Genomic DNA, 25,896 nt, shown 5'->3' with positions numbered 1-25,896 from the left:
GACGGGCCGGGGCGCTTTCGGTGGTTCGCCGGTCGGCGGCCGGGTCTGTCGTTCGTGGTGACTTTGGGTCTGGCGCGGGGGGCCTCGTGCTGCGACCGTGACGGTCGTGATCTGCTGCCGGCCCTCCCGCCGGGCGCTCCTGCGCTGGAGCGCCGTCGTCGCGGGCGCCTCGCTCCTGCCCGCCGTCGAGGCGGCGTCCGCGCGGGCCTCGGACGACGTCCGGCCGGTGAACCTCGAACTGGTCACCGTCACGGAGACGACGGCCGTCCTCACCTGGTACACGGGCGTCCCCGGGACGGACGACGGCCTGGGGCGGATGCGACCCGCGCCGTCCGACGCCGAGGTCCTCTACGGGACGCACCCGTCCCGCCTCACCGGCGTCGCGTACGGCCCCGCCGGCACCCCGTACCACTACGTGGAGCTGACCGGCCTGGAGCCCGGGCGCACCTACTACTACAGGGCCCGCTCCAGAGGACGGGACGCCGCTCCCACCTGGCTGGCCGCGGGCCAAGCGGCGGGCACTCCCCACGGGGAGGTCTTCGCTTTCACGACCCCGCAACCGCCTCCGGGCCGCCACCTCTTCTCGGTCGCCCTCTGCAACGACCTGCACCTGGGCGAGACCGTGGCCGGGCTGGTCGGCCAGCTCCCCTGGATCAAAGGCATCGAGCAGGTGCCCGGCCACCCGCCCTATCCCGAGGTGATGGCGCACGCCCTCATCGCCGACGCGCGGGCCAGGGGTGCGCACTTCCTCCTCGCCGCCGGGGACGTGTCGAGCGAGGCCGCCCCCGCCGATCTCGCGAGCGCCAAGAGCATCCTCGACACCTTCGGGACCCTCGGCGACGCCTACCTGGTGGCCCGCGGCAACCACGACCGGGCGCACAGCGGGGCGCCCTACGGAGGGTGCGGCCCGGGCGAGCACCAAGGGAACGACTGTTTCAAGGACGCGTTCTCGGCGTCCGACCGGACGTACTTCTCCCACGACCTGCGGGGCCTGCGCGTCATCGGGCTCGACACCTACGACAAGCCCGGCGACGGCGGCGACTCCGGCGGCCTCTCGGCGGAGCAGCATTCCTGGTTCGAGGCGGAGTTGAAGAAGGACCCGGAGCGCCCCACTCTCGTCTTCGGCCACCACCCGCTCTTCACCGAGAACGACCCGCTCGCCGTCACCGGGGCCCATTCCCTCGACGCGGGCCAGTCCCTGCGGATCCTCACGGCCTACAACCGGGCGCCCGGCGTCTTCCTCCACCACGCGGGGCACACGCACCGCAACCAGCGTTCCGTCTTCCCGCTCGCGCCCCGGGTCGTCCAGCAGGAGGTCGGGGCGGTCAAGGAGTACCCGGGCGGGTTCACTCTCCTGCGCGTCCACACCGGCGGGTACGCGCTCAACTTCTACAAGACCCGCGGGGACGAGGCCCGCGCCTGGAGCGAGCGCAGCCGCCAGGAACTCTCCGGGCAGTGGCCTCAGCTCTCCCTCGGGAACCGCCCCACCGACCGCAACACGGTCGTGGACCGCGACCTCTCCGGGCTCAGCTGACCGCCGGGGCGCCCCGGCGGAACGCCTCGGCGAAGGCCCGCTCGCCCAGGACGGCGGTGGCGGCGGACGTGATGCGGTCGACGTCGCCGCGTTCGGCGGGCGGCAGCGGGGCGCCCACGCTCCGGCGGGCCGCGTCGGCCGCGCCGAGGAGTCCGGCGGCGCGCACGGCGTCCCCGGCGAGCGCCGCCGCGCCCGCCAGCCCCTCCAGCGACAGGGCGAGCGCGCGCGGCTCGCCGATCGACCGCGCGATCTCCATGCCCCGGGTGTGGTGCGCGAGCGCCCCCGCGGCGTCCCCGCTCAGCTCGGCGGTGAAGCCGAGTTCCGCGTGCAGCAGATGCTCCCCGATCTCGGACGAGTCGTACTCGTCCCGGATGCGGTGCAGGATCTCCCGCGCCGCGCCGAGGTCGCCCGAGCGGCGCGCCCCGAGGGCGAGGCCCATCAGCGCGTGCGTCTCGCTGAAGCGGTGGCCCTGGTCGACGGCCGTCGCCCGCGCCCGCTCGTGCAGGTCGCGGGCCCGGTCCCAGTCGCGCGCGAGCAGCGCCAGGCGGCCGAGGCCCGACAGCCGCGCGGAGACCTCCGCGCGCAGGCCGAGCTCCTCGGCGATCCGCAGGCCCTCGCGCTGGAGCCGCTCCGCCTCCGCGTAGTCGCCGTTGATCTCGGCGAGCATCGCGAGCGGCGACACGGGCTGCAGCCGCCCCCAGCGGTCGCCCAGCTCGGCGAACAGGGCGGCGGAGCGCCCGCCCGCGTCCGCGATCACGTCGAGGCGGCCCCGGACGAGCGCGAGCGTCGCGCGCAGGCCGAGCGCGGCGGCGGCGCCCCACCGGTCGCCGGCCTCCTGGAACAGGCGCAGGGCGTGCTCGTTGGCGCGCTCGCTCGCGTCCGGGAGACCGGCGTGGTAGAGCCCGTGCGCGTAGAGCCAGAGGGCGCGGCCGCGGCGCACCGGGTCCGGGACGCCGTCCTCGCCCTGGACGCCGTGGGCCGTCAGGTCCCCGGTCAGCAGGGCGAACGCGGCCCGCAACAGGCGCAACCCGGCGGCCTCCGGTGCCGCGTCCAGTACCGCCGACAGCGTGCGGTGGGCCTCGTGCAGGCGGCCGCGCAGCAGCCACCACCAGCACAGCGCCGTGCCGAGACGCACCGCCTCCGCCGCGCCCGGACGCCGCAGCGCCTCCTCCAGGGCGGCGCGCAGGTTCGCCGAGTCGGCGTCGAGACGGTCGAGCCAGGCGCGCTGGTCCGGCCCGCGCAGGTGCGGTTCGGCGCGTTCGGCGAGGCCGAGGTAGTGGCTCAGATGCCGGTCGCGGGCGCCGTCGAGATCGCCCGCCTCGCGCAGCCGCTCCATCGCGTACGCGGCCACGGACTCCAGGAGGCGGTAGCGGGGACCGCGCGGCCCCTCCACCACCACGACCAGGGAACGGTCGACCAGCCGGGTGAGCAGGTCGAGGACGTCCCCGCGGCGGACGCCGCCGCCCGCGCAGACGGCCTCCGCCGCCTCCAGGCCGCAGCCGTCCACGTGCACGGCGAGCCGGCGCAGCACGGCGCGCTCGGACGGGCCGAGCGGCTCCCAGCTCCAGTCGATCATCCCCCGCAGCGTCCGCTGCCGGGCCGGCGCGCCGCGAGGCCCGGTGGTGAGGACGCCGAACCGGTCGGTGAGGCGTCGCGCCAGCTCCCGCACGCCGAGGGCGCGGACGCGGGTCGCCGCCAGTTCCAGCGCGAGGGGGACGCCGTCGAGGCGGCGGCAGATCTCCGCGACCGCCGCCCGGTCGGCGTCCAGGGAGAAGCCGGGAGCGGACGCCGCGGCGCGGTCGGCGAACAGCCGCACGGCGTCGTCCTCCCGGAGCGGCTCGACCAGGTACACCGTCTCGCCCGTCAGGCCGAGGGGCTCGCGGCCGGTGGCGAGGATCCGCAGGCCCGCCGCACCGCGCAGCAGCAGCTCCGCCAGTTCGGCGGCCGGGTCGACCACCCGCTCGCAGTTGTCGAGGACGAGCAGCAGCCGCCGGCCGCGCAGCGCCGCCGCCAGCCGTTCCACGCTTCCGCCGCCGCTCCCGGACGTTCCGGCCGCCGGGACGCCGGGCGGCATGTCGTCGCGGAGCCCGAGCACGGCCGAGATCTCCTGCGCCAGCCCGGCGGCGTCCCCACGCTGGGCGGCGAGCTCGACGAGCCAGACGCCGTCCGGGAAGGCGTCCCCGGCGAGGCGCGCGGCGGCTTCGAGCGCGAGCCGCGTCTTGCCGACGCCGCCGGGGCCGGTCAGCGTCACCAGGCGCGCCGTGCCGAGGAGCCGCGCGACGTCGTCCAGGCAGCGGTCCCGGCCGACCAGTCCGGTGAGGGGGACGGGCAGGTTCGACCGCGCCTCCGGTTCCGGCGGGGCGAGCGACGCGTCCTGCCGCAGGATCGCCTCGTGCAGCGCGGCCAGTTCGGGGCTCGGGTCGAGGCCGAGCTCGTCCGCCAGCACCTTGCGCAACCCGGCGTAGGCGGCGAGCGCCTCGCCCTGCCGTCCCGCGCGGTACAGCGCGCGCATCTGCACGGCCCGCAACCGCTCCCGCAGCGGGTGGCGGTCCACCAGGCCGGCGAGCTCCCCGGCGAGCAGGAGGTGCTCTCCCGCGTCGAGTCGCGCCTCGGCCTGCTCCTCCAGGACGGCCAGGCGCTGGTCGGCCAGGCGGTCCGCCGCCGCGCGCGCGAACTCCTCGTCCGCGAAGTCGGCGAACGCGGCGCCGCGCCACAGGCCCAGCGCCTCGGTCAGCAGGGCGGCGCGCTCCGCCGGAGCGTCCAGCGTGCGGGCCCGCGCCGCCAGCGCGCGGAACCGGTCGGCGTCGATCTCGTCGTCGGGCCCGTCAAGGCGGAGCCGGTACCCGTGCGCCTCGCGGACCACGCGGTCGCGGCCGAGGACGCGCCGCAGCTGGGAGACCTTGGCCTGGAGCGCGTTCGCCGGGTTGCCGGGCAGGTCGTCGCCCCACAGGTCGTGGACGAGGCGGTCGGCGGAGACGGGCCGCCCCTCGTGGACCAGCAGGCAGGCGAGCAGTGCCCGGACCTTCGCCTCCGGAATCCGGACGGACGCCCCGTCGCCGTCCCGCACCATGAGCGGACCGAGCACGCCAAACCGCATGCCAGCACGCTACTCGGCGGCGGTCCGCCGGCCGTCAGCGGACCGTCAGCGCATCCGAAGCGCCGCCCGGCACAGTCGCGGCATGCGAACCGCGGAGAGTGCGACCGCTCCGGACGAAACGTCCGACGGGGGCCTGCCCCTGCCGGCGCTGCTGGCGCTGGCGACGGCGGTCTTCATCACGAGCCTGACCGAGACGCTGCCCGCCGGGCTCCTGCCCGCGATGAGCGCGAGCCTGCACGCGAGCGAGTCCGCCACCGGGCAGACCGTGACGATCTATGCGATCGGGACGGCGCTGACCGCCGTCCCGCTGACCGCGGCCACCGCCGGATGGCGCCGCCGCCGGCTCCTGCTGACGACCGTCGCCGGGTTCGCCGTCGCCAACACCGTCACGGCGCTGTCGACCCACTACGCGGTGACCATGGCGGCCCGGTTCGCGGCCGGGGTCGCGGCCGGTCTCGCCTGGGCGCTGCTGGCCGGATACGCCCGCCGCCTGGTGCCCGCCCACCTGGAGGGGCGCGCGATCGCCGTCGCGATGGCCGGAATTCCGGTCGCGCTCTCCCTCGGCGTCCCCGCCGGGACGTTCCTCGGCGCGGCGCTGGGCTGGCAGGCGGCGTTCCTGACCATGACCGGGCTGACCGTCGTCCTGCTCGGCTGGATCACCGTGTCCGTCCCGGACTTCCCCGGCCGCCGCGCGGGGGAGCGGACGGGCGGCGGGAGCGTCCTGCGCGTCCCGGGGGTCGCGGCCGTGCTGTTCGTGACGCTCGTGTTCGTCCTCGCCCACACGATCCTCTACACCTACATCGCCGCGATCCTCGACGGGCTCGGCATGGGCTCGTCCACCGACCTCGTCCTGCTGGCCTTCGGGGCGGCGTCCCTGGCCGGCATCTGGGTGGTCGGCGCGCACATCCACCGCCGCCTGCGCGCCCTCATGGTCGCCGGGACGCTGCTGGTCGCCGCTGCCGCCGCCGTCCTCGCGCTGTGGGCGGACGCCCCCGCCCTCGTCTACGCCGCCGTGGTGCTCTGGGGCCTCGGATGGGGCGGCGCGCCCACCCTGCTCCAGACCGCCGCGGGAGACGCGGGCGGAGACGCCGCCGACGCGGCGCAGGCCATGCTCGTCACCCTCTGGAACGTCGCCATGGCCGGCGGCGGGATCGCCGGAGGCGTCCTGCTGCACCTGGCCGGCTCGACCTCGCTCGCCTGGAGCACCCTCGCGCTCCTCGCGCCCGTCCTCGCGGTCGTCCTCGCCGCCCGGACCCACGGCTTCCCCGCACACCGCTGAAAGGACAAGGCAATGGAGACCGCGCTCACCGAACCGGCCCGCCTGGGCGGACTCGTCCTCCCGAACCGCCTGGTGATGGCCCCGATGACCCGCAACCGCGCGGACGCCGCCGGCGTCCCGACCGACCTCATGGCGACCTACTACGCGCAGCGCGCCACCGCCGGACTGATCATCGCCGAGGCCGCCACCCCGAACGCCGTCGGCCAGACGTACCCGAACATCCCCGGGATCCACGCCCCCGCCCACGTGGCCGGGTGGCGGCGCGTCACCGGCGCCGTCCACGACGCGGGCGGACGGATGTTCCTCCAGCTCCAGCACGGCGGACGGGTCGGGCACCCCGACAACAGCGGCCTGCGCCCGGTGGCGCCGTCGCCCGTCCCGCTCCCGGACACGATCCACACCCCGTCCGGGCCGCGGGCCGCCGTCGTCCCCCGGGAGATGACCGCCGCCGACATCCGCTCCACCGTCGACGACTTCGCGGCCGCCGCCCGCAACGCCGTCGAGGCGGGCTTCGCCGGGGTGGAGGTGCACTCCGCCAACGGCTACCTGCTGCACCAGTTCCTGTCCCGCGCCACCAACCGCCGCACCGACGCCTACGGCGGCCCGGCCGAGGCGCGCATCCGCTTGACGGCCGAGGTGACCCGCGCCGTCGCCGGCGCCATCGGCCCGGACCGCGTCGGCGTGCGGATCTCGCCCGGAGTCACCGCCAACGCCATGCACGAGGACGACCAGGACGACGTCTACCCGGCCCTCGTCCGGGCCCTGGCGGAGATCTCCCCGGCCTACCTGCACGTCGTCCACGCCGACCCGGACAGCGCCCTCCTCCACACGATCCGCCGCATGTGGCCGGGAACGCTGATCGCCAACCCGAAGCTGCCCGACGTCACCACCGAGCACGTCGCGCGGGAGTCCGCCCGCCTCGTCGCCGCGGGCGCCGACCTCGTCGCGCTCGGCCGCCCCTTCCTGGCGAACCCCGACCTCGTCGAGCGCCTCCGCCTCGGCGCGCCGCTGAACCCCGTCCAGGACCGGCACCTCATGTACACGGGCGCCGCGACCGGCTACACCGACTACCCGACGATGGATCTCGCCGTACGGCGATGAGTTTCCCCGCCGTCCGCGGTCATCTCCTCCGACCGCTACAAGGAGATGACCATGGACCTTCCCCAGGGCGACGTGCGCCTGCTCGAAACCGACGTCGCGCAGCGCCTGCTCCACTCCACGATCCCGGCCCGCCTCGCCTTCACGGCCGTGGACGGGACGCCCCGCATCATGTCGTCCTGGTTCACCTGGACCGGCGAGGAGCTGGTGATGGCGACCTACGTCCACTGCCCGCCGATGGGCATCCTGCGCCCGGCAGCCCGCATCCGCGCGCTCCGCGAGCGTCCCGACGTCGCCGTGAGCATCGACACCGACACGCAGCCCCCGGAGGTCCTCCTGCTGCGCGGCCGCGTCTCGGTCACCGAGGTGGACGGCATGGTGCCCGAGCAGGCGCAGGCGGCCCGCCGGTTCCTGGGCGAGGAGGGCGGCGCGGGCTACGTCGCCGGCGCCGACCACCCCGAGACCCGCATGGCCCGCATCGCCCTGCGCCCCGCCTGGGTCGGCGTCATCGACTTCCGGACCCGCCGCCCCGGCGTCATGACGGGCTGAGGCGCGGGAGGTCAGGCGGGGTCCTCGGCGGCGCAGGAGTCGAGGAAGGGGGCCAGTTCCCTGGCGACGGCGCGCAGGGGTCGGACGCTCTGCTCGGCCCTGGCCAGGAGGATGGCGCCTTCCAGGGAGCTGACCATCAGGGTCGCCAGCGCGGTCGCCCTTCGGGGCGGAACGCCCATGGCGGTCAGCTCGCGGGCGATCGGCCGCCGCCAGGCGGCGAACGCGGCGGCCGCGGCGGTCCGGGTGGACGCCGCGGAGTCCGCGCAGTCGACCGTGGCGGCGGCGACGGGGCAGCCGCGGTCGAAGCCCGCCGCCTCGAACTCGTCGGTCCACTGGCGGACCATCGCGGCGAAGAGCCGGCCCGGCGTGGGACGCGCCATGGCGGCCATGAAACGGGCGATCCGGTCGCTCGCATAGCGTCCGGCCCACTCGACCGCCTCGTTGACCAGCTGCTCCTTGCCGCCGGGGAAGTAGTGCTGGAGCGAGCCGCGCGGCGCCCCGGCGTGCTCGGCGACCTCGCGCAGGCCGGTCGCGGTGACGCCGTCGCGGCGGATGAGCTGCGCCGCGCTGAAGACCATCCGCTCCCGCGGGCCCCGCTCGCCGGTCGCCACGATCGCCTCCTCCGTGAAAATGTCGCAGGCTATTGCCCTATTTACCTGCGCCATTATCATGACCACTGTCATAAGTCGCAAGCTCTGGAGGCGATGGTGGACAGCGACGTCGGTTTCCTCGGCCTCGGCGTCATGGGGCGGCCCATGGCGCTCAACCTCGTCCGGGCGGGCACCGGCCTCGTCGTCTGGAACCGGACCGCCGCCAAGAGCGAGCCGCTGCGCGCGGCGGGCGCGTCGGTCGCCGGAAGCCCCGCCGACGTCCTCCGCCGCACCCGCGTGGTGTTCCTCATGCTCGCCGACGGCCCCGCCATCGACTCCGCGCTGGGACGCGGCGCCCCCGGCTTCGCCGCGAACGTGCGGGGACGGGTCGTCGTCCACATGGGGACGACGTCGCCGGGCTACTCGCGCGGCCTCGAAGCCGACGTCCGGGCCGCCGGCGGACGGTACGTCGAGGCGCCCGTGTCCGGTTCGCGGGGCCCGGCCGAGGCGGGCGAGCTCATCGCGATGCTCGCCGGCGAGCCGTCCGCCGTCGAGACCGTCCGTCCCCTGGTCGGCCCCATGTGCGGCGAGGTGTTCGTCTGCGGGCCGGTCCCGCAGGCCCTCCAGATGAAGCTCGCCGTCAACCTGTACCTGATCACCATGGTCACCGGGCTGGCGGAGGCGTTCCACTTCGCCGAGCGGCACGGCCTGGACGGGCGGCGGCTGCTGGAGGTGCTCGACGCCGGCCCGATGGCCAGCACCGTGTCGCGCGCCAAGGCCCGCAAGCTGCTCGACCGCGACTTCTCCGTCCAGGCGTCCATCGCGAACGTCCTGGACAACAACCGCCTCATCGCGGAGGCCGCCCGCGCCGCGCGGCTCGCCTCGCCCCTGCTGGACGCGTGCCACGCCCTCTACGGCGAGACCGCCGCGCTGGGGCACGGCGAGGCCGACATGGCCGCGGTCGTGCGCGCTCTGGAGGCCCGGACGGCCGCACCGGCGACCGCCGTCTAGGACGGTCCGAACCCGCTTGTCCGCCGTCGCGGCGCGGCATTACCGTGCCGGAGGTGGACCACTTCTCGCGCTCGTGGACGGCACTGCTCGCGGCGGTCGCCGGCCTCCCGGACGAGGACTTCGCGCGCCCGTCCGGCTGCGCCGGCTGGCTCGTGCGGGACCTCGTGTGCCACCTGGTCATCGACGCCCAGGACGTCCTGATCACTCTGGTCACCCCCGCCGGCGCCGAACCGACCGTGGACGCCGCCACCTACTGGAAGCTCGTCGAGCCCCCGACGGGCGACGACCCGCTCGACGCGCTCATCCCTCGGCTGGCCGCCGCCTACGGGGAGCCCCGGCTGCTCAGGTTCCACCTCGACGACGTCGGCTCGGCCGCGGGTCGCGCGGCGGGGCTCGCCGATCCCGCCGCCCGCGTCGGCACGCAGGACGAGGTCCTGACCGTCGGCGACTACCTGTCCGCGTACGTGATGGAGTGGACGCTGCACCACCTCGACCTGATCGCGCACCTGCCGGAGGGCCCCGAGCCGCCCGCCGAGACCCTCGCGGCGGCCCGCGCGCTGCTGGAGCGGATCGCCGGAGCCCCCTTCCCGGCCGCGTTCTCCGACCGGGACGCGCTGCTGGTCGGCACCGGACGCCGGGCGCCGACCGCCGCGGAGAAGGCCGAGCTGGGCGATCTCGCCGCGCGGGTCCCCTTCGTCCTCGGCTGAGCGCGGCCCCGGCCGGGCCCGGCTCAGTCCCGGACCGGCAGGTCGTAGAAGCGGCGGACGCTGGAGCCGACGCGGTCGAGGTCCGTCCCGTAGATGTGCAGGGAGACGGCGGTGGTGTCGCCGAGGTTGCGGACGCGGTGGATGTCGCCGGGCGGCGCGAAGCCGCTGACCTCGCCCGCCGGGTTCGGGTTCGCGCCCGCCCCGATCAGGGCGGCGCCGTCGTCGGAGAGGGTGTAGAGGTCCTCGTGCTCGGCGCCGGCCAGGACGCCGAACACGCACCAGGCGACGTGGTCGTGGACGCGGGTCACCGCGCCGGGCTGCCACACGATGGCCGTCATGGAGAACGAGCCGTCCGGCTCCACGTGCAGCCGGTGGCCGCTGGAGGTGCCGGGCTCCCCGGCGAGCTGGTCGGGACGGAGCAGCTCACCGGGCGACGGAAGCTGCTCGCGCAGCGCGCCGGCGACGCGTTCGGCGGTGTCCTGCCAGTCGGCGCCGCGGGCGATCGCCGCGCGCACGGCGGCGGTCAGGACGTCCAGGTCGGTGGCGGTTCGCGCGGTTTGCAGCAGCTCGGACCATAGGGTGGTCATGCCGTCCTCCTCGTACCGGGTCGCCTCCAGCCTCGGCGCCGGGGAGGTCCGCCGTCATCCGTGGCGCCCGCAGAGCACCACGGACGACGCCACGGAAAGGGGTCGCGGTGGAGCACGTGTCCGAGCGGGAGGCCGAGGTCCTCGCCGCCCTGGGCGCGCGGATGTCCAACGCGCAGATCGCCCGCCGCCTGCACATCTCGGTGCGGACCGTCGAGAGCCACGTGTCGTCGCTGCTGCGCAAGTACGGCGTCCCGGACCGGTGGGCGCTGGCGGAGCTGGCCGGCTCCGGGGCCAGCGACCCCGGGCGCGTCGCGGGCCTCCCGGTCTCCGGCACGACGTTCGTGGGACGGGACGCCGAGCGCGCCGCCCTGCTGGCCGCGCTGGAGGAGGCCCGGCTGGTGACTCTGCTCGGGCCGGGCGGCGTGGGCAAGACCCGGCTGGCGGCGGTGGTCGCCGGCGACGCCGCCGCGCTGTTCCCGTCGGGCGGCGCGTTCGTGGACCTCGTCCCGGTGCGCGCCGGGTTCGCGGCCAGGGCCGTCGCGACCGCGCTCGGGGTGACGGAGGGCTCCCACCAGCCGCTGGAGGAGGCGGTCGCCGCGCGCCTCGGAACCGGGCGGTCGCTGCTCGTCCTGGACAACTGCGAGCACCTGGCCGACGAGGCCGCCGCGCTCGCCGGGCGCGTCCTCGCCGCGTGCCCGGGCACCCGCGTGCTCGTGACGAGTCGCGAGCGGCTCGGCGTCCCGGGGGAGCGCTGCGTGCCCGTGGCGCCGCTGTCCCTGGGCTCCGACGCCGAGAGGCTGTTCCGGGACCGCGCGCTCGCCGCCGATCCGGGGTTCGCGGCCGAGCCCGAGGTGGTCGCGGAGCTGTGCGCCCGGCTGGACGGCATGCCGCTGACGATCGAGCTGGCCGCGGCCCGGGCGGCGTCGCTCGGCGCGACCGGGCTGCTCGCCGCGCTGGAGGACGCGCTGCGGCTGCTCTCCGGCGGCCGGGGCGGGCAGGAGCGGCACCGGTCCCTCGGCGCGGTGCTGTCCTGGAGCCACGACCTGCTCGCGGACGAGGAGCGTGCGCTGTTCCGGCGGCTCGGGGTCTTCGCCGGGGCCTTCGACATCGACGCGGCCGCGGCCGTGGGCGGGAACGGCGGGGACGGCGGGAACGGCGGGGGCGCGGACCGCGCGGGCGTCGCGGACCTGCTCGGCCGGCTCGTGGACAAGAGCCTCGTGGTCCACGTGCGCGGCCGGACCGGCCGGTGGCGGCTGCTGGAGACGGTCCGGGCGTTCGCGCTCGCCCGGCTGGCCGACGCCGGGGAGGAGGACGGGACGCGGGCCCGCCACCTGCGGTGGGCGGCGGCAGCGGCGTCCGCCGCCGAGGGCCGCCTCGGCGACCCGGGGTGGCGGGACGACTTCGACGCCATGGCCGCGGACCTGCGGGCCGCGCTGGCGTCGTGCCCCCGCCCGGACGAGGCGACGTACCGGCTGGCGAGCGCGCTGGCGCACCTGACGTTCGCCCGCCGGAACCTGCTGGAGTCCTTCGCGCACCACCGGACCGCCGCCGCCCTCGCGCCGGACCCCGGCTCGGCCGCGCGGGAGCTGCGGGCGGGGGCCGGATGCGCGCACGTCAGCACCACGTCCAACCAGCACGTGTTCGACCTGCTGCTGGAGGCGGCCGAGCGGGCGCGCGGCGCCGGGGACGACCGCGGCCGGGCGATCGACCTGGCGCGGGCGGTGGAGACGGCGTGCCGGTTCCCGGAGGCGTTCGAGGCCCGCGTGCCGCGCGAGCGGCTGCGCGGCCTGCTCGCCGAGGCGTCCGCGGCCGGGCGGGACGGCGACCCGGAGGTCGCCGCGCGCATGGCCGTGGCGCGGGCGTGGCTCGCCGGGCCGGGCGAGGGCGTCCCGGACGCCGGGCTCGCGACGGCCGCCGTCGCCGCCGCGCGGGCGGCCGGGGACCCGGTGCTGACCAGCTCCGCGCTGTGCGCGGCGGGCACCGCCGCGCTGCGCGCCGGGCGGTTGCGGGAGGCGAACCGGATCACCCGGGAGCGGCTGCGCCTGCTGGCGTCCATGGACCGCGACGACCCGTACTGCGCGCCGGAGGTCTGCAACACCTACGGACGCGCCTGCATCTACGCGATCATGGCCGGGGACCTGCGCGGCGGGATGGCCGCGGCGCGGGCCGGCATGGAGGACGACCTCCTGCGCGACACGCACATCACCGCGGGCCGCCTGGTCCAGCCGCTCGCGCTGACCGGCCGCTTCCGCGACGCGATCGGGCACGGCGAGCGGATGTGGGACCGGTGGGAGCGGGCCGGGAGGCCGGCGCCGCGCTGGATGCTGGCGTCGGTGTGCGCGACCGCCCTGGCGTGCGGGATGTCCGGGGACCGCGAACGGGCGGCGCTGTGGCGGGCCCGCGTCGCCCGTGCGGCCGACGGCCCGGCGGCGGCGGTGGCGTTCGTGGACGCCCGTCTCGCCCTGCACGACGGTTCCTTCGACGACGCCGAGCCGCTGGTCCACGAGGCGTTCGCCGCCGGGGCGCCGCTGGACCCGTACCTGGCGTACGCGCGGGCGGCGGGCGCGGAACTGGCCGTGGCCGCCGGTCTGCCGGACGCGGCGGAACTGCTGGCCGAGGCCGATCCGCTCGCCGAGGAGAACAGGTGGGCGGCGGCGTGCCTGGCCCGCGCCCGCGGCCGTCTGGCGGGCGACGCCGGCGGCCTCGCCCGGGCGGCCGAAAGCTGGGGCGCCCTCGGCGCCGAAGCGGAACGGGACTGCACGCGAGAGCTCCTGGCGCGGCCATGACGCGGCCAAGGAAGCTCCCCGGCCCGGCGATCGAGGCCAGGATCTGACCGCCTTGGTTCCTACCGTGGTCTCGCAGCCCAAGAGACACGACCGAAGGCGGGAACCATGAACGTTGACAACACGCGCGCCGTCACCGGGGAGCGCGCGGACCTGCTGGCGGCGCTCGCCAAGGCCCGGCACTTCCTGCGGTTCACCACGCGGGACCTCACGGACGAGCAGGCCGGGCAGCGGTCCACGGCGAGCGAGCTGTGCCTCGGCGGCCTCGTCAAGCACGTCACGTCGTGCGAGCGGGGCTGGGTGGACTTCATCCTGGAAGGCGCCGCCGCGATGGGCGACTTCACCCAGATGACCGAGGAGGACTGGAAGCGCCGCGCCGACGAGTTCAGGATGCTCCCCGGCGAGACGCTGGCCGGCGTGCTGGCCGCCTACGAGGAGGTGGCCCGCCGGACCGACGAGCTGATCCCCACCCTTCCCGACCTGGACCTCCAGCGGGAACTGCCCAAGGCTCCGTGGAACACCGAGACGCACTGGTCGGTCCGCCGGGTGCTCCTGCACATCACGAACGAGACGGCCCAGCACGCGGGCCACGCCGACATCATCCGGGAGTCGCTGGACGGCGCCAAGAGCATGGGCTGAGCCCGGTCAGCGGGCGGCCGGCTCCTCTTCGCGCGGCTTCTTCTCACGGCGCCCGCGCAGGGAGCCGGCCTTGGCCCGCTCCTCCGGGTGGTGGTGGACGCGGACCAGGCTGGCGCCGGTGGTGAACAGCAGGATCACCAGGATCACGCCGAGGGAGAGCGTCGTCGGGATCTCGGGGACGGACGTGGAGACGTCCTGGTGCAGGAACTCCAGGATCAGCTTGCAGCCGATGAACGCGAGGATCACCGACAGGCCGATCGACAGGTAGACGAGGCGTTCGAGCAGGCCCTCGATCAGGAAGTAGAGGGCGCGCAGCCCGAGCAGGGCGAACGCGTTGGCGGTGAAGACGATGAACGGGTCGTCGGTGACGCCGAACACGGCCGGGATGGAGTCCAGGGCGAACAGCAGGTCCGTGCTCCCGATGGCGACGAAGACGAGCAGCAGCGGCGTCATCACGCGCTGCCCGTCCTCGTGGGCGAGCATCCGCCCGCCGTGGAAGTCCTGGCTCACCGGCAGGATCCTGCGCGCGCGGCGGACGAGGAAGGTGTCCTCCACGTCGGGTTCCTCGTCGCGGTGCCGGATGAGCTGGACCGCCGTCCAGATCAGGACCAGCCCGAAGATCAGGAACGTGAAGGAGAACAGGTTGATCGCGGCGGCGCCGACCGCGATCAGGATCGCCCGCAGGACCAGCGCCGCGGCGATGCCGAACAGCAGCGTCTTCTGCTGGTACTCGGCGGGCACCGAGAACTTGGCCATGATGATCACGAAGACGAAGAGGTTGTCGACCGACAGGCTCTTCTCCACGACCCAGCCGGAGAAGTACTCGGTGCCCGCCGCCGACCCGGCGAGCGCCCACACCGCGCCGCCGAACAGGACCGCGACGGCGATGTAGAAGACCGACCAGAACGTCGCCTCCCGGATGTGCACCACGTGCGGCCGCCGGACGGCGACGAGCAGGTCGAACACGAAGAGCGCGATGATCAGTGCGATCGTCGCGCCCCAGGCCCAGGCGGGGATGTCGGCCATCCGGCGGCTCCAGTTTCGAGGGCGGGTCGGCAGTCCTATATCCGTTATCGGGCCGTTCTACCGTCGCGGCCTCACGCCCCGGCCGTGAGATCCGGCTCCGGCGCGGGGCGAAAGCACTCAGGCGGGTCTGAGTATCCGCGCCGATGCCGCCGGAGCGGCCGGGGGGCGATGCTCCGGTCATGGACTCCTCTCGCTGGCGCCCGCCCGCTCTCGCGGCCAAGGCCGCCCTGGCCGCGCTGCTGGCGCTCGCCGTCGCCTTCCCCGAGTGGGACCGGTTCGCGGACAAGGCGATGGGCGTGCGGGTGGCCGCCTACCCCGCCGCCGTCATGATCGTCACCCTGGTCTGGGCGCTGCGCGGGCGGGGGCGGCCCTTCCCCTGGGACGTCGACCTCCTCGTCACCGCACCGTTCGTGGTGGACGTCGCCGGGAACGCCGCCGACCTCTACGACACGGTCGGCTGGTTCGACGACGCCTGCCACTTCGGGAACTGGGCCCTGCTGAGCGCCGCCGCCGGTGTCGCGCTGCGCCGCTGGGCGCGCCTCGACGCCTGGACGCTGGCCCTGACGTGCACCGGCCTGGGCGCCGTCGCGGCCATCCTGTGGGAGTTCTTCGAGTACGGCGTCTTCATCCTCGACACCCCCGAGACCGTCACGATCTACCGCGACACCATCGGCGACCTCATGCTCGGCCTCGCCGGCTCCACCGCCGCCGGCCTCGCGCTCGCCCTGCGGAGCGCACGGCGGCCTCGCCTCCGGGCGGCCGGCCCGGAGAGCGCGAGCCCCGGCGCCCGTCCCGTGCCGGCGGACGTCCGCCTCGTGTCAGTACACGAGGGCCTGGACGTCGGGAAGGGTGATCTCCTCGACGAAGGTCGGGGCGCCGGCGATGCGGACGCCGGGCAGGACGTCGTCCGGGCCGATGCCGCGGCGGGCGGCGCACTGGGTGCAGAGCGTGACGCGGCCCGCGGCGAGGACGACGCCGAGAAGGTCGTCCAGGGAAGTGGCGTGGGGCAGTGAGAACTCGGCGGCCCGCCCCGGCAGCGCGAACCACGCCGACTCCCCGGTCAGCCACAGGGAGACCGGGACCCCGCTCGCCGCGGCGGCCGCCGCGACCGTGAACGCCTGGTTGCAGCGCTCGGGGGCGTCCGCGCCAGCCGTCACCTTGATGACCAGTGGTCTTGCCATGGGGGGCACTCTAGCCCGGTGTTCCGCGTAGCATCCTGCGTTGTGGCCGGGTTGGTGAACGCGGGGATCCTCGTCGTCGTGCTGGGGCTGATGGCGGTCGCCGCCGTCCTCCTCGTGATCAAGCTGGGCCGGCTCAGGTAGCCCGGGCGCGTCAGCCGGAGAAGAGGTGGTCGACGGCGACCACGGCGGCGCAGGCGAGGAAGAGGGCCGCGCCTCCGCCGTACCCGATGCCCGTGAACATCACGGCGCGGCGCCGGTACTCGCGGCGCGTCCGCGTGCTGATGGCGTACTGGCCGGTCTCCCGGTCCTTGCCCACGGAGCCGCCGGTCGCGGTGCCGAGGACGTAGAGCGGCTGGTCGGCCGGCAGGATCCACTCCTGGTACCGGTACTCCGCGACCTCCCCGTCCACGCCGGGGAGCTCCCCGCTGGCGGGGCGGCGCTCGTCCATCGTCTGGACGGCGCCGTCGACGGCCGCGGTGGCGGGATCGATGAGAACGTGCCCCGACCCGTCCCGCAGGGGGAAGGGCGTCTTCGACTTCTCGTCGATGAAGACCCGCTTGCCCGTCTTCGCGTGGGCCGTCGCCTTCGTCCTGTACCAGGCGCAGGGACGGCCGGAGAACGGGGCGGGCTGGACGGCGAGGGCCGTCCCGCTGACCTGGCACGGGACGCCGTCGTGGAGCGCGGCGACGCCGGCGCAGTCCGTCTGGACGGCGCGGTGCAGGTTGCCGAGCCGGAGCCGCCAGACCCAGCCCGCGGCCAGCAGGCCAGCGGCGATGACCAGCGGAACCAGCATGCTCGCGGTGAGGAGCGACACGCTCCCATGATCGGGGCGCCGCCCGGCTTAGGACAGGGACGCCGGTCCCGGGCCGGAGGGGACGGAGCGCGGGGACGCGGACGGCCGCGGCGGGCCGCGGACGCCGCTACGCTCGGTGCCCATGGACGTTGAGCTGCACCCGGACCTTGAGCCGCTGAAGTTCCTCCTCGGCACCTGGGAAGGCGCCGGCGTGGGCGGCTATCCCACGATCGAGTCGTTCAACTTCGGCCAGGAGATCTCGTTCACGCACGTCGGGAAGCCCTTCCTGATCTACGCGAGCCGGACCTGGAAGATCGAGGAGGACGGCGCGCTCGGGCGTCCGCTGGGCATGGAGACCGGGTACTGGCGCCCGCGCCCCGACCACCAGGTCGAGGTGACGCTGGCCCACCCGACGGGCATCGTCGAGATCTACGTGGGAAACGTGGCGTTCAACCGGGTGGAGCTGCACACGGACGTCGTCGCGCGGACGGAGTCGGCCAAGGAGGTCACCGGTGGCCACCGCCTCTACGGGCTGATCGGCGAGGACCTCGGCTGGGCGTACGACATGGCGGCGATGGGCCACCAGCTCCAGTCGCACCTGTCGGCCCAGCTGAAGAAGGTCTCCTGAGCGCCGGAGGGGGCGGGCTCCGGGGGTGAGCGCCCCGGGAGGCGGCCGGCCCCCGGAAATGAACGATCCCCGGACCTTCCCGCCGGGTGGCGGGCGATGGACAGGACGGGTCCATCGGTCCGGGGACCGGGTAACTGCCTGGTATTCGCCGGTCACCGTCGCGACCGACTACCTCTGCCCATGGGCGGAGGATCCGAGGCGGAACGGCGACTAGCGGACAGCCACCTCGCGAGTCCTACAAGCAACCATTGGTTAGGACCACCTCCTTTCGCGCGTATCCCGAACGTATGCGACGCCCCCGTGGAGAGGCAAGCGGGTTTTCCGAGGGCTGAAACAGGACGTCCGGACCGGAGCCGGGCAGATCGCGAAGCGATGCCGCGTTCGCCCAGGCCCGGTCACGTGGCGAGCCGCAAGGCGAGCGAAGTGGGCCGGGACTTCGAAAGCACAGCCTAGACTCGGTGCATGGTCGAGTCGTGGCAGGAGGAGCTGCGGGCGAAGGGGTACCGGGTGACCCCGCAGCGGCAGCTGGTGCTCGAAGCGGTCACCGACCTGGAGCACGCGACCCCCGAGGAGATCTGCACCGAGGTGCAGCGCACCGCGCGCGGTGTGAACATCTCCACCGTGTACCGGACGCTCGAACTCCTGGAGGAGCTCGGGCTCGTCAAGCACGCCCATCTCGGGCACGGCCCGCCGAACTACCACCTCGCCGCCGAGGCCGAGCACATCCACCTCGTCTGCCGGGGCTGCCACACCGTGGAGGACGTCGACCCGCGCGCGGCGGCCGGCCTGGCCGAGGTCCTGGCGCGCGACTTCGGCTTCGAGACCGACGTCCACCACCTGACCGTGTACGGGCGCTGCAAGGACTGCCGCGAGGGCTAGCCGAGGCGGGGCGGCCGGGGCGGCATGATCCGCCGGTCCGCGGCATAGTCTGGACGGCATGGAGAGCCCTCTGCTGCAGTCGCCCGGAGCCGTCGCCGCCGACGCGCCCGACCAGGAGGTCGCCGCGCACTACGGGGACCCCGCGCGCGAGCAACGCGCCCTGGAGGAGGGGACGGCGTTCGTCGACCGGAGCAACCGGGGCGTCGTCCGCGTCTCGGGGCCGGACCGGCTGAGCTGGCTGCACAGCCTGCTGAGCCAGCACCTGGACGGGCTGAAGCCGTCCGAGCCGTCCGAGGCGCTGCTGCTCAGCCCGAACGGGCACATCGAGCACCACCTGTTCCTCGTCGACGACGGCGAGGCCGTGTGGGCCCACGTCGAGCCGGGGACGGCCCCGGCGCTGGTGGAGTTCCTCGACCGGATGCGGTTCATGCTGCGCGTCGAGGTCGCGGACGTGTCGGACGAGTTCATGGTGGTCACGGGGCCGGGCGGCCCCGGCGACGGCCGTCCCGCCTGGCCGGACGTCGCGGGGACGACGACGCGGATCGTCCCGCGGGGCGAGTTCCCGGCCGGCCTCAGGCCGGCGGGGATGTGGGCGTACGAGGCGCTGCGCATCGCCGAGCACCGGCCCCGGTTCGGCCTCGACACCGACCACCGGACGATCCCGCACGAGGCCGGGTACGTGGAGACGGCCGTCCACCTGAACAAGGGCTGCTACCGGGGGCAGGAGACCGTCGCGCGCGTCCACAACCTCGGGCGCCCTCCGCGCCGCCTGGTGTTCCTGCACCTGGACGGCAGCGTCGACCGGTTGCCCGCGCACGGCGACCCGGTGGAGGTCCCCGGGGGCCGGACGGTCGGGTTCGTCGGGTCGGCGGCCCGGCACCACGAGCTGGGTCCGGTCGCGCTGGCGCTGGTCAAGCGGAACGTCCCGGTGGACGCCGAGCTGCTCGCGGGCGGCGTCGCGGCGGCGCAGGAGGTCGTCGTGTCGCCGGAGACGGGCGCGAACGCGCAGATCGCTCTGCGCCGCCGGCCCGCGAAACACGGGTAGCAGCCCGCCGCCGGGGCGAATATCGTCTGATAAGACGATTTCTGACCGCTCGGCGCCCGGGGAAGGTGGATTCCTACCGATGGTCCCGAACCTGGGGAAAAGGGAGCCGCCCGCGGCGCGGAGGGGAGGGACCCGGCGCCGCCCGCGCCGGGAGTCCGCTCTGACGTGGTGGACCCTGTTCGCGGCGATCGCCGGGATCGCGTGGTGGCAGCGGTCCTGGCGCCTCGCGCTGCTCGGCCTGCTGGCCTGGTGCCTGTACGAGTTCGTCCTCGTCCCCACCCTGTGCCGGGTCCTGACGCCGAAGGGCGCGGCCTGCACCGAGCGCACCCGGGGGCGGCTCTTCGCCTGCGGCCCGGCCCACCAGCGGCTCCGCAACGACGCGCTGTGGCGGCTCGCCGGGCTCCGCAACCCGTTCGAGCACGGCCCCGTCGGGGACGAGAGCGACACCGGGACCGTGGTGGTGTCCTCGGACGTGCGCGGCCGCCTCGTCCCGCAGGACCGCGCCCTCATCCTCCTCGCCGCAGGCGGGACCGTCGCGGCGCTCGTCGGCATGGTCTACGGGTTCCGCTGACCCGCGCGCCCGGCCGGCGGCGCGGTCAGACGTCCAGGATCAGCGTGATCGGCCCGTCGTTGACGAGCGCGACCTTCATGTCCGCGCCGAACTCCCCGGTCTCGACCTTCGCGCCCAGCTCGCGCAGCTCCCGGACCACCGCGTCCACCAGGGGCTCGGCGACGGGGCCGGGCGCGGCGGCCGTCCAGGACGGGCGGCGGCCCTTCCGCGCGTCCCCGTAGAGAGTGAATTGGCTCACGACGAGCAGCGGCGCGTTCACGTCGGAACACGACTTCTCGCCCTCCAGGATCCGAAGCCCCCACAGCTTGGACGCCAGTCTGCGGGCCTTTTCCGGGCCGTCGTCGTGCGTCACGCCGACCAGGACCAGCAGTCCCGGCCCCTCGATCGCGCCGACGACGCGCCCGTCCACGGACACGCTGGCCTGGCTCACCCTCTGGACTACAGCACGCATGACCATGCATTCTGCCGCCATGGGAGCAACGACGCTCATCACGGTGGCGCCCACGGGCGCGGAGTCCGCCAAGGCGGATGTCCCGGCCCTGCCCGTCACCCTGGATGAACTGGTCCGGACGGCCAAGGAGTGCGAGGCGGCCGGCGCGGCCGTGATCCACGTGCACATCCGCGACGACGACGCGCGGCCCACGCTCGACCCGTCCCGGCTGCGGGACACGGTGACGGCGCTGCGGGAGAGCACGGGCCTGATCGTCCAGTTGTCCACGGGCGGCGCGGTCACCGATCCCTACGAGGACCGGCTGCGCGTCCTCGACGCCGGACCCGACATGTGCTCGCTCACCTGCGGGACGGTCAACTTCGGCGACGACGTGTTCATGAACCCCTGGTCGTTCATGGTGGAGCTGTACAAGCGCACCCAGGGTCTGGAGGTCGTCCCCGAGTTCGAGCTGTTCGACCTCGGGCACATCACGGCGCTGCATCGCCTCCTGGACAAGCACGGGCTCCCTTACGGCGGGCACGTCCACTGCGACCTGGTGATGGGCGTCCCGGGCGGCATGCCGGGAGACGCCCGCACCCTGGTGGCCGCCGTCGAGGCCCTCCCGGAGGGCGCCACGTGGTCGGCCACCGGCATCGGCCGGACGTCCCTCCCGGTCATGTTCGCGGCCCTGTCGGCGGGCGGCCACCTGCGGGTCGGCATGGAGGACACGGTCACCTTCGCCAAGGGCCGCCCGGTCACGGCGAACGCCGAGCTGGTGGAGCGCGCGGCCCAGGCGGCCCGCCTGGCCCAGCGCCCCCCGATGGCGCCCGCCGAAGCCCGCGCGCTCCTCGCCACCAAGCCCCGCTGAACCCCGGCGGCGGGTCAAGCCGGGATGGGGCAACCTGGCCGTTTTCGTGGTGCCGGGTGCCGCTTTCATGGGGTCCGCCGGGTACGTGACCTTCGAGGTCACCGTTCCGGGGTGGGAGAGCGCCGGAGGCGGGCGCCGGTGTCGTGGTGATGGAGGAGTGCGGTGGACGTCAATCCTGTGCTGGTCGAGGTGGAGCGCTCCGGGTTCGTGGAGTCCCGGCATCGGGGGGCGGCGATCGGGCTGGCCGCCGACGGGGGCGTCGCGTTCCGGGCGGGGGAGACCGGAGCGCCGATCTTCCCCCGGTCGGCGAACAAGCCGATGCAGGCGGTCGCGATGCTGCGCGCCGGCCTCGAACTCGGCGGCGAGCTGCTCGCGCTCGCGGCCGGCAGCCACTCCGGCGAGGACTTCCACGTCGAGGGCGTGGAGAAGGTCCTCGCGGGCGCCGGGCTGGGAGCCGCCGATCTGCGCTGCCCCGAGAGCTGGCCGCTCGACCCCGCGACGCAGCAGGAGGTCGCCCGGACGGGCGGGGGCGCCTCCCGGCTGCGCATGAACTGCTCCGGGAAGCACGCCGCGATGCTCGCCACGTGCGTCACGACGGGCTGGCCCGCCGACTCCTACCTCGACCCCGACCACCCGTTGCAGCAGGCCGTCCGGGAGGTCGTCGAAGAGCTGGCCGGCGAGCCCGCCACGGCGGTCGGCGTGGACGGGTGCGGGGCGCCGCTGTTCGCCGTGTCCATCGCGGGCGTCGCGCGGGCGTTCCGGGCGCTCGTCCTCGCCGAGCCGGGCACGCACGAGCGGCGCGTCGCCGACGCCATGCGGACGCACCCGCAGTGGACGTCCGGGACCCGGCGCGAGGAGCGGCAGCTGATGAACGCCGTCCCCGGGCTGCTCGTCAAGTGCGGCGCGGAGGGCGTGGACGCCTTCGCGTTCGCCGACGGGCGCGCCGGCGTCGTCAAGATCGACGACGGGGCGATGCGGGCGCGGACGCCCGTGACCGTCGCGCTGCTGCGCGCCCTCGGCGTCCACGACGGCGCCGACCGGGTCGCCCTGGACGAGCTGGCGACCGTCGAGGTGCGCGGCGGGGACCGGGTCGTCGGCGCCATCCGCCCGGCGCCGGGCGTCTTCGACCGGGCGGTCTAGCGCGGTGTTCCCCAGTCCCGGCCCCCTTCGAGGCAGGCTCTGGCGCTCCTCCGGCGGCAGCCGGGCCACCATCGTCTCGATCAGGGCGCCGGTGTCGTAGGACGCGGTGATGGCGGGGGCGATGAAGCCGTTCAGGAGCAGCCGCCCGGGCATGCCGGCCCGCGTCGGTTCAGGGGGAGACGACGGCGGTGAGGTCGGCGAGCACTTCGGAGGCGGTCACCGCGTCCAGTTCGGCGAAGGTGTGAGGTGCGCCCTCGGACGCGCCGCGGGAGAAGTAATCGGGGGCGGGGTCGGCGCCGACCCAGACCGCTTCGAGGGTCTGATCGCCGGACGCGCTGACGGAGCCCGCGTACAGTCCCGTGGCCAGTGTGACGACGACGTAGCGGTCGGCGCCGGCCGGGCGGACGAGGCACGAGATCCCGCCGTCGGAGTCCACGGGGCCGCGATACCAGCCGCGCCGCTCCAGCCGGAGCACGTTGCCGAACGGCACCGTCACCCCCTCGAACCGGGCCAGCCGGGCCGCCGCCCTCTCCTCACCGGTGAGCGCGTGCACCTCCCGTCCGAGCTGCGGGAACGGCTGCATGATCTCGTAGTCGGCGAACAGCTGGGCCCAGGCCGGCAGCGCCTCCGCGAGGTGCAGCGGGTGCGCGATGGCGATGACGGCGTCGTCGGGCACCGTGACGGCGTCGTCGCCGACGTCGGAGAGGGTGCGGTCTTCCGCGAGCCGGAACGCCGTCACGGTGTCGCCGTGCTCGGCGATCCACACCAGGCGCCGCGCGATGTGCCACACCAGGGGATGTCCGGCGAAGAACTCGCGGAACTCCGGCAGCGGCCACCGGCGCCCCGTGGTCATCGCCCGTTCGAGGCGCTGGAGCTGGAGCCCGGCCAGGGCGCGGACGTCCTTCTTCAGGTCGGTGAAGCGCCGGTAGGCGGCGGGCGCCAGGGCGGCGTCATCGCGCTGTCCCGGTTTGGGCAGGGACGACCGGTGCTTACCGGCCTCGTCGATGACGTAGGGCCTGAGCGCCTCGTCGAATCCGACGGTGAACCGGCGCGGGCCGTAATCGAGGACGAGTGTGCCGTGGACGTCCAGGCCCAGGTCGGGGATGAGGCGGTCGCCGAGCTGCTCGGTGGTGAGGCCGCGCGCGGCGGCGATCTCCCCGACCTTCTCCTGCGCCCGCAGTTTCAGCGCCTTGAACTTCACCTTCTGGGAGATGGCGTGGATCTCGCGCAGTGCGAGGTCGGACCCGATCGCGGCGAGCACGTCGAGCCCGCGCACCGCGTGGTGGTGGCCGCCCTCGCCCGGCCACGCCCGGACCGCCGGGACGAGTTCGCGGACGGTCGTGTCGTCCCCGAGCCAGGCCAGCGCGGCGAACTGCCAGGCGTCCCGGGGTTCGGCGCCGTTCTCACGCCAGTGCCGGAACAGCGCCCAGCCGAAGCGGGACAGCGAACTCTCGTCACACGCGTCCAGGACGCTTCCGAGGTCGGGATCGGGTTCGGCGGGCGTGGACATCGCCAGGAGCGTGAGCAGGTTCCGGACGGCGGGCACGGGCAGCGCGCGCTCCCGGTTCCGCAGCAGGACCTGCGGCAGCACCTCGGCGTTCACCGCCAGGTCGGCGGGCGGCTTCCTGCGGGGACGCGGCGCCTCGTCCGCCTCCGCGTCCAGGGCGGTCCTGATCGGCTCGACGGCCCGCTCGTCGTGCTCGCGCGCGAAGTCGAGGACGGCGTCCGGACCTTCCTGGGCGGCGACGAGGCGCAGGGCGTGCTCGGCGGCCTTGCGCGCCCTGCCGGCGCGGCCGACCGCGACCGGCACGAGGTAGGGGAGCGCGGCCCGTCCGTGCCGGGTGAACCATGCGGTCGCGGCCCCGCGTGCCGCCGTGCTCCGCTGGAGCCAGTCGGCCATCGCGTTCGCGACATCGCCGTCGAGGAAGGGCAGCAGCAGTTCGGCGCCGTTCGCGGGCCGGGCCCGCGCGTAGCCGAGCGCGACCGGGAGGGCGTCGAGCCCGTACCGCGCGATGATGACGCGGAGCCACGTGTCCGGGTCGTAGGGGTTCCCTTTCCTGCCCAGCCCGCGCTCGTGGCGCCAGTCGGCCTGCCACTCGGCCAGGACGGGGCGGACGAGGTCTTCGGGACCGGCCGCCAGGACCGCGCCCTGCCAGTAGAGCATCCGGCCCAGATCGGTCGTGGGGGACCGGGCCTCCTCGACCCGCCGGACCCAGGTCTCGGTGCGCTCGGCCGGAACCGGGACCCGCCCGAACGAGTGGTGGTTCGCGTCGACGATCGTGACGATCTCGCTGTTCAGCCAGGCGTCGCGCTCGCCCGGCGCCCACGCCATCGCCCGCTCCCGCGAGACGGGCACGCCTTTGACGACGACCGGCTTGGGCTTCGGCTCCGTCCGCTCCCACCGCGGGGCGGCCAGCGCGCGGGGCAGCTCGTCCGCCGCCGCGTCCGGAGCCCGGTCGTCGGCCGCCGTCAGTTCCTCCACGACCGCGCGGCTCCCCGCGGGCAGGTCCGCGTGGGTCTGCCGCGCCAGTTCCGCATTGGCCCGCAGGTGGTCGGTCAGCAGGGCGCGTGCCGTGGCGTCCCCCGCCGCCGAGGCGGCCGCCAGTACGCGGATCGCGCGGACCGGGAACCGCCGCATGGTGTCTCGGAGCGCCGCCATCATGTGAAGGTTGCCCGCGCGCTCCAGCATCTGCCGGAACGCCTCGTCGCCGGGCAGGCGACTCAGGACGTCCAGCAGGCCCTTGCGGCGCGGCGCGCTGTCGTGGAACAGGTCGAAGGCCTCGGCCATGAACGGGGCGATCGCAGGACCCACGCCGTCCGCCAGAGTGATGAGGTTCTCGACGTAGTAGCAGTCGGAGACGGAGATATGGGCTCCGGCGCCGAGAATTTCGAGATGCTCGGCCGAGCCCAGGGAACGGAGCAGCAGCTCCCGCGGCACCGAATGCGCAGGCGCCGCGCAGCATTCGGCCACCCAGTCGAGTTCGGTCGGGACGAGGTAGGCGGCGACCATCCGCCGTGCGGGCGTCGTGCGCAGCCCGTCGATGAGCGAGACGACGCGCCGGTACTCGGCGTCGCCGGTCTGCGCGATGAACGCGCGCAGGCGTTTGAGCGCTTCCTCCTGCCGCGACGGGTCCAGGTACGTTTTCTCGGCGCCGTGGACGGCCACGATCGCCGCCGCTTCCAGCGCGCTTCCCCTGCCGTCCAGGTGTTCGCGCACCACGGCGGTCAGCGCCGGGTCGGCCCCGGTGCGGCCGAGGACTTTCTCGATGGCGCCCGCGTATGGTGCGAGCAGTTCGTCCTCGTGGACGTCGGCCGATGCGAGTTTCGGTCCCGGATGCCCGCCGCGCCGCGGATGCAGATGCCGCATCCAGGACCTCGGCATTTCGAGGGTGTCTTCGTCCGGAGGCGCGGCGCTCGACTTGATCATGCCGGGAGCGTAGTGAGGCCCGCCGACACCCGGG

General features: G+C 74.9%; 22 protein-coding genes. 14 read left to right on the top strand and 8 right to left on the bottom strand.

The features are described from left to right. Positions 1 to 97: 97 nt before the first annotated feature. On the top strand, positions 98 to 1,534 hold the full coding sequence (locus AB0C87_RS21210; protein ID WP_360579102.1) for a metallophosphoesterase family protein: 1,437 nt from the start codon (positions 98 to 100) through the stop codon (positions 1,532 to 1,534). Here AB0C87_RS21210 and AB0C87_RS21205 read toward each other — a convergent pair. Continuing rightward, on the bottom strand, positions 1,527 to 4,631 hold the full coding sequence (locus AB0C87_RS21205) for a BTAD domain-containing putative transcriptional regulator (protein ID WP_360579100.1): 3,105 nt from the start codon (positions 4,629 to 4,631) through the stop codon (positions 1,527 to 1,529). The genes AB0C87_RS21210 and AB0C87_RS21205 overlap by 8 nt on opposite strands. An 82-nt stretch (positions 4,632 to 4,713) precedes the next feature. Here AB0C87_RS21205 and AB0C87_RS21200 point away from each other — a divergent pair, with 82 nt between their 5' ends. Genes AB0C87_RS21200 through AB0C87_RS21190 form a run of 3 tightly spaced genes read left to right on the top strand, consistent with a single transcriptional unit; the run spans position 4,714 to position 7,557 of the window. Next, a complete protein-coding gene (locus AB0C87_RS21200; protein WP_360579098.1) occupies positions 4,714 to 5,910 on the top strand; it encodes an MFS transporter in 1,197 nt (398 codons plus the stop codon). 12 nt (positions 5,911 to 5,922) lie between these two features. Then, entirely contained in the window at positions 5,923 to 7,011 is a 1,089-nt protein-coding gene (locus tag AB0C87_RS21195; protein WP_360579097.1) for an alkene reductase, read from the top strand. Between the two features lie 51 nt (positions 7,012 to 7,062). Further along, positions 7,063 to 7,557 carry a pyridoxamine 5'-phosphate oxidase gene (locus tag AB0C87_RS21190; protein WP_353835398.1) on the top strand — a complete coding sequence of 165 codons (495 nt, stop codon included), beginning with the start codon at positions 7,063 to 7,065 and terminating at the stop codon, positions 7,555 to 7,557. A gap of 11 nt (positions 7,558 to 7,568) precedes the next feature. Here the strand turns inward: AB0C87_RS21190 and AB0C87_RS21185 are convergent, their stop codons facing one another. Beyond that, entirely contained in the window at positions 7,569 to 8,168 is a 600-nt protein-coding gene (locus AB0C87_RS21185; protein ID WP_353835397.1) for a TetR family transcriptional regulator, read from the bottom strand. Positions 8,169 to 8,261: 93 nt separating this feature from the next. On the opposite strand from AB0C87_RS21185, the gene AB0C87_RS21180 reads away from it, so the two are divergent. Both AB0C87_RS21180 and AB0C87_RS21175 read left to right on the top strand, forming a co-directional pair. Beyond that, positions 8,262 to 9,158, top strand: a complete 897-nt coding sequence (locus tag AB0C87_RS21180) for an NAD(P)-dependent oxidoreductase (RefSeq protein WP_345172882.1) — start codon at positions 8,262 to 8,264, stop codon at positions 9,156 to 9,158. A 53-nt stretch (positions 9,159 to 9,211) separates the two neighbouring features. Then, the gene (locus AB0C87_RS21175; protein WP_345172884.1) at positions 9,212 to 9,865 is read left to right on the top strand and encodes a maleylpyruvate isomerase N-terminal domain-containing protein; all 654 of its coding nucleotides are present in this window, start codon (positions 9,212 to 9,214) and stop codon (positions 9,863 to 9,865) included. Between the two features lie 23 nt (positions 9,866 to 9,888). On the opposite strand, the gene AB0C87_RS21170 is transcribed toward AB0C87_RS21175, so the two are convergent. After that, the gene (locus AB0C87_RS21170; RefSeq protein ID WP_353835395.1) at positions 9,889 to 10,452 is read right to left on the bottom strand and encodes a cysteine dioxygenase family protein; all 564 of its coding nucleotides are present in this window, start codon (positions 10,450 to 10,452) and stop codon (positions 9,889 to 9,891) included. Positions 10,453 to 10,559: 107 nt separating this feature from the next. Here AB0C87_RS21170 and AB0C87_RS21165 point away from each other — a divergent pair, with 107 nt between their 5' ends. Together AB0C87_RS21165 and AB0C87_RS21160 are read left to right on the top strand one after the other, a co-directional pair. Next, a complete protein-coding gene (locus tag AB0C87_RS21165) occupies positions 10,560 to 13,238 on the top strand; it encodes a LuxR C-terminal-related transcriptional regulator (protein ID WP_360579094.1) in 2,679 nt (892 codons plus the stop codon). A gap of 105 nt (positions 13,239 to 13,343) precedes the next feature. Continuing rightward, positions 13,344 to 13,874 (top strand): DinB family protein, encoded by a 531-nt coding sequence (locus AB0C87_RS21160; protein ID WP_360579092.1) that lies wholly within the window; start codon positions 13,344 to 13,346, stop codon positions 13,872 to 13,874. 6 nt (positions 13,875 to 13,880) lie between these two features. Here the strand turns inward: AB0C87_RS21160 and AB0C87_RS21155 are convergent, their stop codons facing one another. The 3 genes from AB0C87_RS21155 to AB0C87_RS21145 all read right to left on the bottom strand — a co-directional run bounded on the left by AB0C87_RS21155 (position 13,881) and on the right by AB0C87_RS21145 (position 16,895). Next, positions 13,881 to 14,900: a TerC family protein gene (locus AB0C87_RS21155; RefSeq protein ID WP_360579090.1), complete on the bottom strand. Its 1,020-nt coding sequence runs from the start codon at positions 14,898 to 14,900 to the stop codon at positions 13,881 to 13,883. Positions 14,901 to 15,718: 818 nt separating this feature from the next. Then, the gene (locus AB0C87_RS21150) at positions 15,719 to 16,081 is read right to left on the bottom strand and encodes a DsrE family protein (RefSeq protein ID WP_345172894.1); all 363 of its coding nucleotides are present in this window, start codon (positions 16,079 to 16,081) and stop codon (positions 15,719 to 15,721) included. 151 nt (positions 16,082 to 16,232) lie between these two features. Continuing rightward, the gene (locus tag AB0C87_RS21145; protein ID WP_360579089.1) at positions 16,233 to 16,895 is read right to left on the bottom strand and encodes a GIDE domain-containing protein; all 663 of its coding nucleotides are present in this window, start codon (positions 16,893 to 16,895) and stop codon (positions 16,233 to 16,235) included. A 121-nt stretch (positions 16,896 to 17,016) separates the two neighbouring features. Here AB0C87_RS21145 and AB0C87_RS21140 point away from each other — a divergent pair, with 121 nt between their 5' ends. The 4 genes from AB0C87_RS21140 to AB0C87_RS21125 all read left to right on the top strand — a co-directional run bounded on the left by AB0C87_RS21140 (position 17,017) and on the right by AB0C87_RS21125 (position 19,997). After that, complete coding sequence (locus tag AB0C87_RS21140; RefSeq protein ID WP_345172898.1) at positions 17,017 to 17,502, top strand: FABP family protein; 486 nt, start codon at positions 17,017 to 17,019, stop codon at positions 17,500 to 17,502. Between the two features lie 462 nt (positions 17,503 to 17,964). Beyond that, positions 17,965 to 18,381, top strand: coding sequence for a transcriptional repressor (locus AB0C87_RS21135; protein ID WP_345172900.1), 417 nt, complete (start codon positions 17,965 to 17,967; stop codon positions 18,379 to 18,381). 58 nt (positions 18,382 to 18,439) lie between these two features. Next, entirely contained in the window at positions 18,440 to 19,426 is a 987-nt protein-coding gene (locus AB0C87_RS21130; RefSeq protein WP_360579087.1) for a folate-binding protein, read from the top strand. A 79-nt stretch (positions 19,427 to 19,505) separates the two neighbouring features. Beyond that, complete coding sequence (locus AB0C87_RS21125; protein WP_360579085.1) at positions 19,506 to 19,997, top strand: hypothetical protein; 492 nt, start codon at positions 19,506 to 19,508, stop codon at positions 19,995 to 19,997. A gap of 25 nt (positions 19,998 to 20,022) precedes the next feature. Here the strand turns inward: AB0C87_RS21125 and dtd are convergent, their stop codons facing one another. Next, positions 20,023 to 20,448 carry a D-aminoacyl-tRNA deacylase gene (dtd, locus tag AB0C87_RS21120; RefSeq protein ID WP_353831414.1) on the bottom strand — a complete coding sequence of 142 codons (426 nt, stop codon included), beginning with the start codon at positions 20,446 to 20,448 and terminating at the stop codon, positions 20,023 to 20,025. A gap of 19 nt (positions 20,449 to 20,467) precedes the next feature. On the opposite strand from dtd, the gene AB0C87_RS21115 reads away from it, so the two are divergent. Continuing rightward, the gene (locus tag AB0C87_RS21115; RefSeq protein WP_345172907.1) at positions 20,468 to 21,295 is read left to right on the top strand and encodes a 3-keto-5-aminohexanoate cleavage protein; all 828 of its coding nucleotides are present in this window, start codon (positions 20,468 to 20,470) and stop codon (positions 21,293 to 21,295) included. 162 nt (positions 21,296 to 21,457) lie between these two features. Next, positions 21,458 to 22,435 carry an asparaginase gene (locus tag AB0C87_RS21110; protein WP_345172908.1) on the top strand — a complete coding sequence of 326 codons (978 nt, stop codon included), beginning with the start codon at positions 21,458 to 21,460 and terminating at the stop codon, positions 22,433 to 22,435. Positions 22,436 to 22,604: 169 nt separating this feature from the next. Here the strand turns inward: AB0C87_RS21110 and AB0C87_RS21105 are convergent, their stop codons facing one another. After that, entirely contained in the window at positions 22,605 to 25,862 is a 3,258-nt protein-coding gene (locus AB0C87_RS21105) for a DUF4132 domain-containing protein (RefSeq protein WP_360579083.1), read from the bottom strand. Between the last annotated feature and the right edge of the window lie 34 nt (positions 25,863 to 25,896).

This window comes from Actinomadura sp. NPDC048021, assembly GCF_040653135.1.
GTDB classification, from domain to species: domain Bacteria; phylum Actinomycetota; class Actinomycetes; order Streptosporangiales; family Streptosporangiaceae; genus Spirillospora; species Spirillospora verrucosospora.
Note: the sequence above shows the minus strand (reverse complement) of the source record. Positions and strands in the feature narration are given on the sequence as shown.

Bases quoted from the DNA above. Each gene is read 5' to 3' on its own strand.
- AB0C87_RS21205 (WP_360579100.1), bottom strand. From the start codon at position 4,631: ATGCGGTTTGGCGTGCTCGGTCCGCTCATGGTGCGGGACGGCGACGGG.
- AB0C87_RS21200 (WP_360579098.1), top strand. From the start codon at position 4,714: ATGCGAACCGCGGAGAGTGCGACCGCTCCGGACGAAACGTCCGACGGG.
- AB0C87_RS21195 (WP_360579097.1), top strand. From the start codon at position 5,923: ATGGAGACCGCGCTCACCGAACCGGCCCGCCTGGGCGGACTCGTCCTC.
- AB0C87_RS21190 (WP_353835398.1), top strand. From the start codon at position 7,063: ATGGACCTTCCCCAGGGCGACGTGCGCCTGCTCGAAACCGACGTCGCG.
- AB0C87_RS21180 (WP_345172882.1), top strand. From the start codon at position 8,262: ATGGTGGACAGCGACGTCGGTTTCCTCGGCCTCGGCGTCATGGGGCGG.
- AB0C87_RS21170 (WP_353835395.1), bottom strand. From the start codon at position 10,452: ATGACCACCCTATGGTCCGAGCTGCTGCAAACCGCGCGAACCGCCACC.
- AB0C87_RS21160 (WP_360579092.1), top strand. From the start codon at position 13,344: ATGAACGTTGACAACACGCGCGCCGTCACCGGGGAGCGCGCGGACCTG.
- AB0C87_RS21155 (WP_360579090.1), bottom strand. From the start codon at position 14,900: ATGGCCGACATCCCCGCCTGGGCCTGGGGCGCGACGATCGCACTGATC.
- AB0C87_RS21150 (WP_345172894.1), bottom strand. From the start codon at position 16,081: ATGGCAAGACCACTGGTCATCAAGGTGACGGCTGGCGCGGACGCCCCC.
- AB0C87_RS21140 (WP_345172898.1), top strand. From the start codon at position 17,017: ATGGACGTTGAGCTGCACCCGGACCTTGAGCCGCTGAAGTTCCTCCTC.
- AB0C87_RS21135 (WP_345172900.1), top strand. From the start codon at position 17,965: ATGGTCGAGTCGTGGCAGGAGGAGCTGCGGGCGAAGGGGTACCGGGTG.
- AB0C87_RS21130 (WP_360579087.1), top strand. From the start codon at position 18,440: ATGGAGAGCCCTCTGCTGCAGTCGCCCGGAGCCGTCGCCGCCGACGCG.
- AB0C87_RS21125 (WP_360579085.1), top strand. From the start codon at position 19,506: ATGGTCCCGAACCTGGGGAAAAGGGAGCCGCCCGCGGCGCGGAGGGGA.
- dtd (WP_353831414.1), bottom strand. From the start codon at position 20,448: ATGCGTGCTGTAGTCCAGAGGGTGAGCCAGGCCAGCGTGTCCGTGGAC.
- AB0C87_RS21115 (WP_345172907.1), top strand. From the start codon at position 20,468: ATGGGAGCAACGACGCTCATCACGGTGGCGCCCACGGGCGCGGAGTCC.
- AB0C87_RS21105 (WP_360579083.1), bottom strand. From the start codon at position 25,862: ATGATCAAGTCGAGCGCCGCGCCTCCGGACGAAGACACCCTCGAAATG.